The 13,336-nt window shown below is 38.0% G+C and carries 12 protein-coding genes; 4 read left to right on the top strand and 8 right to left on the bottom strand.

The window, feature by feature from the left end:
- Nucleotides 1-5: 5 nt before the first annotated feature.
- The 8 genes from nuoH to JGH11_RS03680 are packed head-to-tail and all read right to left on the bottom strand — an operon-like array spanning nt 6 to nt 6,801.
- Complete coding sequence (gene nuoH, locus JGH11_RS03715) at nt 6-1,046, bottom strand: NADH-quinone oxidoreductase subunit NuoH (protein ID WP_201110223.1); 1,041 nt, start codon at nt 1,044-1,046, stop codon at nt 6-8.
- Nucleotides 1,047-1,055: 9 nt separating this feature from the next.
- Nucleotides 1,056-2,102 (bottom strand): 2Fe-2S iron-sulfur cluster-binding protein, encoded by a 1,047-nt coding sequence (locus JGH11_RS03710; protein WP_201110222.1) that lies wholly within the window; start codon nt 2,100-2,102, stop codon nt 1,056-1,058.
- Nucleotides 2,103-2,161: 59 nt separating this feature from the next.
- Complete coding sequence (nuoF, locus tag JGH11_RS03705; RefSeq protein WP_201110221.1) at nt 2,162-3,535, bottom strand: NADH-quinone oxidoreductase subunit NuoF; 1,374 nt, start codon at nt 3,533-3,535, stop codon at nt 2,162-2,164.
- A gap of 5 nt (nt 3,536-3,540) precedes the next feature.
- Complete coding sequence (gene nuoE, locus JGH11_RS03700; protein WP_201110220.1) at nt 3,541-4,065, bottom strand: NAD(P)H-dependent oxidoreductase subunit E; 525 nt, start codon at nt 4,063-4,065, stop codon at nt 3,541-3,543.
- A 5-nt stretch (nt 4,066-4,070) separates the two neighbouring features.
- Nucleotides 4,071-5,306 (bottom strand): NADH dehydrogenase (quinone) subunit D, encoded by a 1,236-nt coding sequence (nuoD, locus tag JGH11_RS03695; protein ID WP_201110219.1) that lies wholly within the window; start codon nt 5,304-5,306, stop codon nt 4,071-4,073.
- A 15-nt stretch (nt 5,307-5,321) separates the two neighbouring features.
- Nucleotides 5,322-5,855 carry an NADH-quinone oxidoreductase subunit C gene (locus JGH11_RS03690; protein ID WP_201110218.1) on the bottom strand — a complete coding sequence of 178 codons (534 nt, stop codon included), beginning with the start codon at nt 5,853-5,855 and terminating at the stop codon, nt 5,322-5,324.
- Nucleotides 5,856-5,868: 13 nt separating this feature from the next.
- The gene (locus tag JGH11_RS03685; protein WP_201110217.1) at nt 5,869-6,420 is read right to left on the bottom strand and encodes an NADH-quinone oxidoreductase subunit B; all 552 of its coding nucleotides are present in this window, start codon (nt 6,418-6,420) and stop codon (nt 5,869-5,871) included.
- A 12-nt stretch (nt 6,421-6,432) separates the two neighbouring features.
- Complete coding sequence (locus JGH11_RS03680) at nt 6,433-6,801, bottom strand: NADH-quinone oxidoreductase subunit A (RefSeq protein ID WP_201110216.1); 369 nt, start codon at nt 6,799-6,801, stop codon at nt 6,433-6,435.
- Nucleotides 6,802-7,308: 507 nt separating this feature from the next.
- Between JGH11_RS03680 and JGH11_RS03675 the strand changes: the two genes are divergently transcribed.
- The 4 genes from JGH11_RS03675 to rpmF all read left to right on the top strand — a co-directional run bounded on the left by JGH11_RS03675 (nt 7,309) and on the right by rpmF (nt 13,265).
- Nucleotides 7,309-10,482 carry a SusC/RagA family TonB-linked outer membrane protein gene (locus JGH11_RS03675; RefSeq protein WP_201110215.1) on the top strand — a complete coding sequence of 1,058 codons (3,174 nt, stop codon included), beginning with the start codon at nt 7,309-7,311 and terminating at the stop codon, nt 10,480-10,482.
- Between the two features lie 19 nt (nt 10,483-10,501).
- Nucleotides 10,502-12,178, top strand: coding sequence for a SusD/RagB family nutrient-binding outer membrane lipoprotein (locus tag JGH11_RS03670; RefSeq protein ID WP_201110214.1), 1,677 nt, complete (start codon nt 10,502-10,504; stop codon nt 12,176-12,178).
- Nucleotides 12,179-12,436: 258 nt separating this feature from the next.
- Complete coding sequence (locus JGH11_RS03665) at nt 12,437-13,015, top strand: DUF177 domain-containing protein (protein ID WP_201110213.1); 579 nt, start codon at nt 12,437-12,439, stop codon at nt 13,013-13,015.
- Between the two features lie 64 nt (nt 13,016-13,079).
- Complete coding sequence (rpmF, locus tag JGH11_RS03660; RefSeq protein WP_006798555.1) at nt 13,080-13,265, top strand: 50S ribosomal protein L32; 186 nt, start codon at nt 13,080-13,082, stop codon at nt 13,263-13,265.
- The last annotated feature ends 71 nt before the right edge of the window (nt 13,266-13,336 follow it).

The raw sequence follows: 13,336 nt of genomic DNA, 5'->3' as shown, positions 1-13,336 counted from the left end.
ATGTTTTATTTAAAAATAAGAACACCTATTCCGACAAGGAATATATTCACTATAGCCAGAGGGAAAAGCATTTTCCATCCTAGTTTCATTAGCTGATCATATCTGAATCTTGGTATTGTCCATCTTACCCACATATAGAAGAATATGAAGAACAATGTTTTAGCCATTAGTGCTAATACTCCGATGCCGTTAGCTAGATTTACGTTCTTTTCAGCGACCCAATCTATTCCCGGATAGTTGTATCCGCCGAAGAATAAGACAGAAATAAATGCTGAGGAAAAGAACATACTGGCATATTCAGAGAACATGAAGAATCCCATTCCTAAAGAAGAATATTCAGTATGGTGACCATTAACCAACTCTGATTCACATTCTGCAAGGTCGAACGGGGTACGGTTACATTCTGCAAAAGAACAAACAAGAAAGATGATGAAAGTCAGAGGTTGATAGATAACGTTCCATTGCATTCCGTGCCAGCCGCTTTGTTGTTCTGTTATTTCTACAAGGCTAAGGCTACCTGTCATCATTACCAAAGCAATCAAGGATAAACCCATTGCTATTTCGTAAGAGATCATCTGGGCGCCTGCACGAATACTTCCCATCAGGGAATATTTATTATTAGAAGCCCATCCACCTATCACCACACCGTAGACACTTGTTGATAATACGGCAACTATGTAAAGTATTCCAATATTTACATCCCCAATGTATGGTTTTACGACTCCATAACCATCTATTACAAACTCTTTAGCCCATGGAATGAGTGCTACTCCCAAAAGAGAGATTGACATTGCAATTGCCGGAGCAGTTATAAAAAGAATTTTGTTGGGCGTGTTGGGCATAAATTCTTCTTTCGAAAAAAGTTTAGCCCCATCGCAAATTGGCTGTAGCAATCCGAATATTCCCGCACGGTTAGGTCCATATCTATCTTGCAGGAATCCGGCTACTTTACGTTCCGCATAAGTTGAGTATAATGCGACAAGCATTGTTACTGCAAAAACAAGAACGATAAGAATCAATTTTTCTAAAATTAAAGCAACTTCCATTATCTTATTTTATTCTTCTTTTATTTTCTGAATAGCCTTCAACTCATTTTCATCATAGGGTGAGCCTGACATACTTATTTTCTTCTGATCCTCTTCTCTACCTTCGAGTATAAGTTCATCTGCTTCTATTTTTACTTTTTTCGTCTGTTTTGTATAATTGTTCACATTGATTACAGATGGTTTCTCGAATTTGCGAGGTCCCTCTATAACCCAGTCTTCAACATTTTTATGTTCAAAACGGCATTCGTTACAGATAAATTCTTCGACTTCGTGCCACTCATCTTTGCGTGCTGTTACACGTTGAACTGTGTCTCCAAACATCCAAAGGACAGTTTTTCCCGAACATTTAGTGCAATGGCGATGTGCGTTGAATGGTTTATTAAACCATACACGTGATTTGAAACGGAATGTTTTATCAGTCAATGCTCCTACAGGGCAAACATCAATTACATTTCCCGAGAAATCATTATCTATTGCACGTTCTATGTAGGTGGATATTTCAGCATGATCGCCTCTTCCTATCACTCCATGAACACGCTCAGGTGTTAATTGATCGGCAAGTTTTACGCAACGATAACATAGAATACAACGATTCATATGCAGTTGGATATACGGACCTATATTTTCCGGTTCGAATGTGCGCTTCTGCTCTATGTAACGTGATTTGAAATTACCATTTCCATATGCAAGATTCTGTAAATCACATTCTCCAGCCTGGTCACAAACGGGGCAGTCTAACGGGTGATTAATAAGTAGGAATTCAGTAACTGCTTTACGAGCCTCCAAAGCTCTTGGTGAAGTTCCGCTTTTAACTTCCATTCCATCTTGTACAGCTGTAACACACGATGGCTGAAGCTTTGGCATTGGACGTGGGTCTCTCTCGCTACCTTTGCTTATTTCCACAAGACAGCAGCGACATTTACCTCCACAATCTTTCAATTTGGAGTAATAGCACATAGTAGGAGGGACGCTGTCTCCGCCAACAATGCGAGCTGCTTCCAGAACGGTAGTTCCGGCTTCGACTTCTACTGTATGTCCGTCTATTGTAATTTTCATATTTTTTTAGCTGTTAGCTGTTAGCTTGTAGCTATTAGCCTTTTTATAAATATTCAATTCTATTTCACACTATTAGCTGTTGCTAATAGATGTCTGACTTTTTCCATTGGTTCGTTCGCAAAGTGATTCCTGTCTTTAATCTTTTCAGGGAAGCGAACATGATATTCAAATTCTTCGCGGAAGTGACGGATTGCCGCAGCCACGGGCCACGATGCTGCATCACCAAGCGGACAAATTGTATTACCTTCTATTTTGCTTTGGATACTCCATAGCAGATCTATATCTTCTTCTCGTCCATGGCCGGTTTCAATACGTTGAAGTATTTTATCCATCCATCCGGTACCTTCACGACAAGGAGAACATTGTCCACAGCTTTCGTGATGGAAGAAGCGTGAGAAGTTCCATGTATTTCTAACTATACAAGCAGTGTCGTTATATACTATAAAACCACCAGAACCAAGAGATGAACCAGTTATAAAACCTCCATCGGCTAATGACTCATAAGATATTAAACGATCTTCTCCGTTTGCCGTTTTAAAAATATATTGAGAAGGCAAGATAGGAACGGAACATCCACCCGGAATAACAGCTTTGAGAGGACGGTCGTCCATCATTCCACCGCAATATTCATCGGAGTTGAAAAATTCATCAACGGATAAGCCTAGTTCGATCTCATAGACACCGGGGTTTTTGATATGCCCCGAAGCAGACATTAGTTTTGTTCCTGTCGATTTGCCGATTCCAATCTTGGCATATTCGTCTCCGCCATTATTTACAATCCAAGAAACGGTAGAAATAGATTCCACATTGTTTACCACTGTCGGCTCATTCCACAATCCGCTTACAGCAGGAAATGGGGGTTTAATTCGTGGATTTCCACGTTTACCTTCCAGTGATTCGATAAGAGCAGTTTCTTCACCACAAATATATGCTCCTGCTCCACAGTGTACATATAGATCGAGGTTATAACCTGTTCCTAATATATTTTTACCTAGCCATCCATTGGCATAGGCTTCTTTAATAGTTTTTTCCAATATCTTGAATATCCACATGTATTCACCACGGATATAGATATACGATAAATTTGCTTCTAATGCATAACTGGAGACAATAGCCCCTTCAATAAGCAAGTGGGGGATATGGTGCATAAGAAAGCGGTCTTTAAATGTACCAGGCTCCGATTCATCGGCATTTACTACTAAATGGCGGGGTTTTCCGGATTTCTTATCTATGAAACTCCATTTCATTCCCATAGGAAAACCTGCACCTCCACGACCACGCATGCCGGAAGCTTTCACTTGTTCAACAACTTCATCGGGAGTCATTGTTTTCAATGCTTTCTCAACAGATGTATAGCCACCATTTTTGCGATAAACTTCGTATTCCTGTATTCCGGGAATATCTAATTTTTCAAATAATATTTTTCTAGCCATCGCAATTAATATAGGTTTACTTTTCCTTGTTTACAATCCTCTATCAGAGTATCGATCTTTTCCTTTGTCAGATTTTCATGGTAGTTATCTCCTAATTGTAACATAGGACCATAACCACATGCTCCAAGACATTCAACTCCTACAACACTAAACATGCCGTCAGGTGTTATTTCACCTTGCTTGACTCCTAATTTTTGGCAAGTATAATCCATCAAATCTTCCCCTCCACGTAAACCACAGCAGGCAGTACGACAAAATTCGAACATGTATTTTGCTATTGGCTTTTGGTTGAACATTGTATAGAATGTAACAACTTCATACACTTCTATAGGAGTTATTTCTAATATTTCGGCTACTTTGTCCATTAGTTCAAGGCTCAGCCAGTTGTCGTGAGCATCTTGTACGGCATGAAGAACAGGCAGTAATGCCGATTTCTTTTTGTCGGCAGGATAATGGCTCAATAGTTCGTTGATACGCGCCATCAATTCCTCCGACATATTTATTATTTGTTTATATTCTCTAGTTTCCATTGACATTATGCATCTAATTCTCCCGCAATGACATTTATACTTGATAGTGTAGCTACAGCATCCGAAAACAGTCCGCCTTTTATCATTTCAGGAAATGCCTGATAGTAAATAAAGCAAGGTCTGCGGAAGTGAACTCTGTAAGGGACACGTGATCCGTCTGTTATTAAATATATACCTAATTCCCCGTTTGCTCCTTCTACCGAATGATATACTTCTCCTACAGGAACAGGTACCTCACCCATTACAATCTTAAAATGTTGAATGAGCGCCTCCATTTCAGTATATACTTCAGTTTTTGGCGGGAGGTAATAATCCGGCACATCGGCATGGTATGAACCTTCTGGCATGTTGTCTCGTGCCTGACGAATTATTTTTAAGCTTTCTTTTATCTCGGCAGCACGCACACACCAACGGTCGTAAGTATCTCCGGATTCGCCTACGGGAACAATGAAATCAAAGTCTTCATACGAACTATAAGGTTTTGCTACGCGTACATCGTAATCGATTCCTGTAGCACGTAGGTTAGGTCCTGTGAATCCATAATTCATGGCTTTCTCTGCCGAAATAGGGCCTACTCCCACGATACGATCCATGAAAATACGATTGCGAACGAAGAGCTTTTCCAGTTGATCCCATGCTTTAGGAAAACCTTCAAGGAATTCATCAAGTTTACGCCATGCAACTTCACTCCAGTCGCGTTCAAAACCTCCAATACGTCCCATGTTGGTTGTTAGGCGTGCACCACAAATCTCTTCATATATTTCATATGCTAATTCGCGATATTTCATTACATATAAAAATGGAGTGTAAGCTCCAAGGTCAACGCCTAATATAGAATTACATATGAGATGGTCAGTTATACGTGCAAGTTCCATTACTATTACGCGCATATATTGTGCACGTTTGGGAACTTCTACGCCAAGAGCTTTTTCTACAGTCATCCACCAAGCCATATTATTCAATGGGGCGGAACAGTAGTTTAGCCGGTCGGTAAGAGTTGTGATTTGATAAAATGTTCTATGTTCAGCAATTTTTTCAAATGCACGATGGATATAACCGACTGTGGTGTCGGCATCCAGAATGTGTTCTCCATCCATTAATAATATGTTTTGGAACACACCATGAGTAGATGGGTGTGTGGGGCCAAAGTTCAGCACATTTAGCTCTCGTCCATCTTCAAATTTTTGTTCTCTTACTATTTTCGCAAAGCGATGTTCTGGATTTATTAGTTGATCTGACATTTCCTTAACTTTGCTTTATTTAGTTGGTTCATAATTATTCGGTGTCCTTCCGAAGAAACGATCGTCTTTATCTGTACGTCCAGGATCTTCTAAAGGGTACTCTTTACGCATAGGAAACGAAGACATGCCTTCATCGTTTAGTATTCGTTTCATATTGGGATGCCCCTTGAATATAATTCCGTAGAAATCATAAGTTTCACGCTCCATCCAGTTAGCTGCCGCGAAGATATCAACCGTCGTGTCAACTTCCAGTTTATTTCCGTTAAGGAATGTTTTCACGCGTACACGTATATTGTCTATCCAATTGTGTAATAGATAAACAACTGCGAATTGCGAATCCTTTTCATTATCAGGATAATGTACACCACACAAATCTGTCATAAAATTAAAGTGTAACGTTTCATTTTCTTTCATAAAACGTATTACATCTTTAATAACAGCAGGAGTAGCTTCGAATGTAAAGATATCCTGTTCCATTCTGAAGTTTGAAACTTCAGCGCCGAACTTTTCACTTATCTTATTTTCAATAACTGTAGATTCTAGTGCCATTATTCCTTATTTATTATTCAAATTTATATGATTCAAGTAATTTTTCGTATCTGTCCGAGCCTCTTCGATGTATTGACTCGTGTTTTACTAATTCTTGTAATTGCATGACACCGTCTAATATTTGTTCGGGGCGAGGAGGGCAACCAGGTACATATACATCTACAGGAATAACCTTATCTATTCCTTGCAATACCGAATATGTATCGAATATTCCTCCTGATGATGCGCAGGCACCAACTGCAATCACCCATTTAGGTTCAGCCATTTGTTCGTATACATGACGAAGAATAGGAGCCATTTTTTTAGAAATAGTCCCCATTACCAATAGCATATCAGCTTGACGAGGTGAAAAGCTGTTTCGTTCTGCTCCAAAGCGGCCCATATCATAGGTTGAAGCCATTGTTGCCATAAACTCAATTCCACAGCATGAGGTTGCAAATGGTAGAGGCCAAAGCGAGTTTGCACGCGCAAGACCTATTGCATAGTCGAATTTAGTGGCAAAGAATCCATGACCGGTATATCCTTCAGGGGCCGGTACTATATTTATATTAGAAGAATTGCTCATAGTCTTGTATATTTATTTTTCCCATTCCAAAGCCTTACGTTTCATTTCATAGAAGAAACCTACGACAATGACTCCGATGAAAATTCCCATTTTGCCAAAACCTTCCCAGCTAAGCTCTTTGAAATTTACAGCCCAAGGATACATGAATATGATTTCTATGTCAAATAAGACAAAGAGAATTGCTACTAGGAAATATTTAATAGGAAATGGTGATCGAGCATTGCCTATCGGGTCGAGTCCGCATTCAAAGTTAGCATCTTTTCTTGCGTTTTTGCGTCTTGGACCTAGCATGTTTGATGCCAGTACAGTTGCAAATACAAATAAGAAGGAAAATGCAACTTGTATTAATATCGGTATAAAATCATATAAGTTTGAATTCATGATCTTGATTTTAACATACTTTGTTTATTGCTACAAAGATACTTTTTTTATTTGTCAAAAAAGAACAAAATGACTCATATATTTTATCAATATTGTCAATTAAAATGAGTGTAAATGTATGAAGGCGTCATTTTGTTCACTGAAGATTGCAAAATGATATTGAAGTGTTTTTTTTGTTGTCAGGGTGTTGGCGAATATCTATTGAAAACAATATTTTTGATGGTGTTTTGTAAATGTTAATTAATATTTGAGTGTTATTATGTATTTTTATTTGTGAATATATGTTTAATAACATTTTTGTATGTCTTTTTGCTCTCTTAGAGGTCTTGGTTGTTCCTGTAATTATTTGTTTATTAATTGATTGGGTTTGTGTTTTGTGTTTGGAGTTAACGCTGGCTCTAGATTTTATTAAAATGTTAATTAACACTTTGAGTGTTTCTTTTATGATTTTCTCTTATACATTTGCACAATACATTAAATGTGCTGAACCCTTAAATAAAAAAAACTATGATGTGTAAATTTAAAAGAAAAAGGATTAATCCTTTTGGGCAAAGTGTCCACGTTTCCATCTTTCTTCTTGCTTTTCTCTTTATGCTGAGCAGTCTTGTATACTCTCAGTCAGGGAATAAGATTACAGTAAAAGGTATTGTTACGGATATGCTAGGAGAACCTTTGGTTGGGGCTACTGTTTCAGAGAAAGGAACGACGAATGCGAATATGACTGATATTGATGGCAATTTTACTTTGTCAGTTGCTTCTGATGGTGTATTGTCTGTGACTTATGTTGGTTTTCTTCCGAAAGAAGTTGCTGTTAATGGGCAGACAACCATTAATATTTCGTTGACTGAAGATTCTAAAGTTCTTGATGAAGTTGTTGTAACAGCTTTAGGAATTAAACGGGACAGAAAATCACTTGGATACGCTTTGTCTGAAGTGAAAGGAGATCAGTTGACCGAAACGAGAGATGCTAATATAGCAAACTCTTTATCAGGAAAGGTTGCGGGATTGCAGGTTAAGCAATCAGGTACCGGTGCAGCCGGCTCTAGTAGAATTGTTCTTCGCGGGAATAATTCTATTGATGGTAATAATCAACCACTTGTCGTTGTGGACGGGATACCTATTAATAGCGAAACTGGCGGTTCTGATGACTATTGGGGTAACCAGGCGGTAGATAGAGGTTCTGGTATGGCAGATATTTCACCCGACGATATTGAGTCTATCTCGGTATTGAAAGGGCCTGCTGCAGCTGCTCTTTACGGATCGCGTGCTGGTAATGGTGTTATTATGATTACTACAAAAACTGGTTCTGGATCAAAAGGTATTGGTATTTCTGTAAATTCAAATCTAACATTCGATTCTCCGATGCAAAGTCCAAAGTATCAGAATGAGTATGGGCAAGGCACAGATGGAAAGTATAACTCTACTGCAGCAAGTAGCTGGGGGGAAAGAATGACCGGGCAAACATTTAAAAATCTTGTTGGAGATAATATAACATATTCTCCTGCTGATAATGATTTAAATAGTTTTCTTCGTACAGGTACAACATGGACCAATAGTGTAGAGTTGACAAGTGCCAATGATAAAAATACATTCCGTGTTGGGGTTATGAATCTATCTAATAAGAATATTGTACCTAACAGTGGTTTTGGTCGAACTTCATTTACTATGCGTGGAACCGCAGAATTGACTAGTAAGTTGTCAATGGATGCTAAGATATCCTATATTAATCAGAAAACAGAAAATCGTGTAAAGTTGGCGGGAGATCCGGATAATATTTTCCTTAATTATCTAAGAATGCCTCGTTCTATACACTATAGTGATCTGAATAAACCAGGGCAAGATTATGCTTATGTAGATGGTACAACAAGTGTTGGCGGTACAGATCTTTCAGGAAAGCCAGTCGCTTGGACAGATTCGTATGGTGGTATGGTTCGAAATCCATATTGGGGTGCTTATAAAAATACGAATGAAGATAGAAGACATCGTTTTATAGGTTTTGGCTCATTAAAATATGAATTTACGGAGTGGTTGAATATACAAGGGCGTTATGGTATGGACTTCACAACTGCGCAATATAAGATGCGTCAGGCAACAGGAACTCCATATTGGTATCAGGAAGGTGAGTATATTATTCATAAGGATCAGAATTATGAGATAAATGCGGATTTCCTAGTTACGTTTAATAAACAGCTTTCAGATAAGCTTGGGTTAGTCGCTACAGCTGGTGGTAATGTTATGTATAAGCGTATAGATAATATGATGGGACGTACCAATGGATTGATAGCAAAAGACTGGTTTACTTTAGCTAATGGAAAGACTAAGGATGTATCAGATTTCTTATCAAGGAAACAAATCAATTCATTGTATGCTACAACCTCTTTTGCTTGGGATAATATGTTGTATCTTGATTTAACAGCACGTAACGACTGGTCTTCGTCTCTTAATTCTTATAATAATTCATACTTTTACCCATCGGTAAGCGCTAGCTGGTTGTTTTCAGAAACATTCAAAAATTTAGGCCCTATAAACTATGGGAAAGTACGTTTGTCTTGGGCTGAAGTAGGAAACGATACTGATCCATTTAACTTGATTAATACAAGGATGTTGTCTACCAGGTATATAGTGAATGAAAAAACGGGGCAGATAGAAACCATTCTTAATGGAGATAAAGGTGATACGCGGAAGTTGTATAATCTAAAAAATGAAACTGTTAATTCTTATGAGTTAGGATTGGAGTTACGAGCTCTAAATAGTCGTATTGGATTAGATTTTGCTTTTTATAATAAGGATGCTAAAAATCAGATTTTAAAAATGAACACACCTTCGTCAACGGGTTACTCATATAAATATGTAAATGCAGGAAATGTTCGAAATTCAGGTGTTGAGATTATGTTGACAGGAACTCCAGTGAAAACTAAAGATTTTACATGGGATATAGCATTGAACTTCTCTAAGAATAAAAATAAAATAGTAGAACTAGCAGATGGTATAGAGCAACAAGTATTGAGTGATCCATCTTATGCAAGCATGGTAGATATAGTAGCAAAAGAAGGCGGTTCCTATGGCGATATCTATGGTAAACCATATAAGAGGAACGATAAAGGAGAGATACTATTGTCAGAAAAAGGACTACCAGAAGCATCCGGAGATAAAGTGAAATTAGGAAATAACAATCCGGATTGGATGGGTGGACTGACAAATACATTCCGATATAAAGATTTTGATTTTTCTTTCCAGATTGATATGCGCTATGGAGGAGAAGTATACATGGGGTCTATACAAGCAGGTTCATTGGCAGGAACATTAGACAATACATTGGCTGGTCGTGAAAAAATGGTTGCGCCGGGTGTTGATGCTAGTGGAAATCCGGGTGTAGAAACTACCGCTCAAAAATATTGGACTGCTTTAGGAGATATTGCTGAGGCTTGGATGTATGATGCGACAAATGTAAGATTACGTGAATTGAGTGTAGGTTATAAATTACCGCGCAAATTATTACACAAAACACCGGTGCAGGGTGTGAAAATAAGTTTCGTAGGACGTAATTTATGGATGATACATAGCAAAACTAAAGGATTCGATCCTGAAGCAGGTTTCTCTACAGGTAATGCTCAAGGGTTTGAATATGGTTCTATGCCTACTTTACGTAGCCTTGGATTCAATGTTAATGTTACATTCTAATTTTATATCAGAAACAATTATGAAAACAAAAAATATATTTATTTCATTTTTATTGGGGGCCACCTTGTTTAGCTCAGGGTGTACCGATGGTTTTGATGCACTCAACTCTGATCCGAATAATCCGGATGATAGTCGCTATGATTTCTCATACTCCGATATTGCTGCGTCTATAAGAAATATAGCAACTTATGGAGGTGCGGATGTTCATCAACGGGCAAAGGCCTTGAGTATAGATGTGTATGCTCAATATACCGGGGGAAGTGGAACGTCTCGTACGTATGCTATGAATGATGAATGGCAGGCTAAGTATTGGAATAGTTATTATAATACCTGGCTTACAACACTAAATATTGTAATTAAGAATTCTGCCCAATATGAGGGTCGAGATAACTCTATAGCAATAGCACGTATATGGCGAGTATACGGGCAAGCTCAATTTACAGATTATTTTGGTCCGGCTCCATTTCCGTTTTCTCCGGATGACGAGAATCCTGATTATATGCCATTGGACAAGCAATATGAGTTGTATTTTAAAGAACTTGATGAGGCTGTAAAGCAATTCGATCCAAAACTCAAATTTATGTCTGGTGAAGATCAGATTTACTGGGGAGATATGGCTGCATGGAAGCGTTTTGCAAATACATTAAGATTAAGATTGGCACTTAAATTATCTGAGATAGATGAAGAGGCTTGTAAGAGCCAAATTCAGGCAGCGCTAGCAGCTGATGGAGGTATTATGACAGCTAAGGATAATGCGGCAATAGCAGGTACTACCGGGTGGGGTAATCAGTACCCATATTACTTATATCAAGTTGGTTGGGGAGAAAAGCAAGTTTTAGTAAAATCTATGGAGAAAGCGCTTACCAATATTGGTGGAATAGCATTAAAATATACCGATAAGGAAGGAAATCCCGTCCTAGATAGTAAAGGTAAGGTTATAACTCCTACTGGGCCGGCAAAAATAGATCCTCGTGGGCTAAGAATGTTTGATCCGGGACCTGCTGACTTTGGCTATAAATGGGCAGGTTTAATAGCTGGACAACAGACTGAAGATGGGGATGCCAGAAATAATGTAGGTAAGATGAGTCAAATTTTTGTAATACCGAATGATTCTAGGAAAACAGATATTTTCCTTTATTCAGAAGTTTGCTTTATTATGGCAGAAATAGCTGAGCGCTTTGGTATAAATGGAGGCAAGTCAGCTAAAGAATGGTATGAAGAAGGAGTAAAACAGTCGTTCTTGAAGTGGGGATTGGTTGATGAAAACGGAGCTTTGGATACTAATCTTGTGAATGCTTATTTAGAATCTACAGATAAGAACTCATGGGGTACTTCGGCGAAATACGATGATGTTGTAGGAGCAGGTAATACTGAATTGGAGAAAATTATAACTCAAAAATATATTGCCTCATATCCGGATATGTCATTACAGATATGGAACGATAAGCGGAGATTGAATCTTCCGGCATTAGATATACCTCAATATAGGAATGAAGGATATGGTACTTATCCTGGGGGAGGAGATATATATAATCCATTAAATTATATACAAAGAACAGTTTATCCTCAAAACGAGAAATTGATAAATGAAAGTAAATACAATGCGGGAGTAGCTCAATTAGAAGGAGGCGATAAAACTTCAGCTCCTTTATGGTGGGCTTCTAAAAAAAGTAATTATTGCACATCAGCAAAATAAAGAAAGGCTCCATTTCACAACTACACGTAAGACCGCTCATTTTGGGCGGTCTTGTTTTGTTGATTTATACCTGAGTCGTATTCGGATAGGGTGCAGTACTTGTGTTTACGGGTTTGTAAAATGTTTTTGCCATAGTTGGATATCTAGCGATTTGCAGATCGTGAAGGATATAAAGATAAAACGACCTTAAAATATTTATTTATTCAAAAAAACTTTATACCTTTGCAGCCGTTCTTTTTAGAGTTATATATATAAGACGTGGGAAAATTTAGCCTATATAATATACCTCTCAGAGGTTTGTCGGAAGGGAAGCATGAGTTCAAGTATGACTTGGATAAAGGTTTTTTTTCGCTTATCGATGACGGTACAGCTGATGTAAAGAAGGGAGATTTGAATGTAATAGTGTCTCTAAAAAAGACAGCGGTTACATTTGAATTGAATTTCGCTATTACAGGTGTTGTACTTGTTTCGTGCGATAGATGTTTGGATGACATTGCAATGGATGTCGATACGAAGAATAAATTAATCGTGAAGTTCGGAAAAGAATATTCGGAAGAGAGCGATGAAATTGTTATTATACCCGAAGAAGACGGTGAGATAAATATTGCATGGTTTTTATATGAGTTCATAGTATTGAGCTTGCCTGCAAAAAGAGTACATCCTGCCGGGACATGTAATAAGGCTATGTCTTCAAAATTAAACAAGCATAGAGCTAAAAGTGTCGATGAGGAATCGGACGATGATGTAGATGATGATATGTCGTTAGACGAAGATGATTCATCTTTCACAGATTCACGTTGGGATGCCCTAAAAGATGCACCTATAGACGAAGATTAAACTATAAGAGGAAACTAAAATTTTCTAATTTAGATAAATAAAATAACTAAAATAAAACAAAAAAATGGCACATCCGAAGCGAAAACAGTCAAAATCGAGAACAGCTAAAAGAAGAACTCATGATAAAGCAGTAGCCCCTACATTGGCAGTGTGTTCTAATTGTGGTTCTTGGCATGTATTTCATACAGTTTGCCCTGAATGCGGATATTACAGAGGCAAATTAGCTATCGAAAAAGGAGCTGCGGTTTAATTAGATTATACCTAAACTCTAAGCCCTATATTAGGGCATTTTTTTTATTAAATACTCACAAAAGCAGAAAT

This window comes from Dysgonomonas sp. Marseille-P4677 (assembly GCF_016652235.1).
GTDB lineage: Bacteria > Bacteroidota > Bacteroidia > Bacteroidales > Dysgonomonadaceae > Dysgonomonas.
This window is presented reverse-complemented; position numbering and strand designations above follow the sequence as displayed.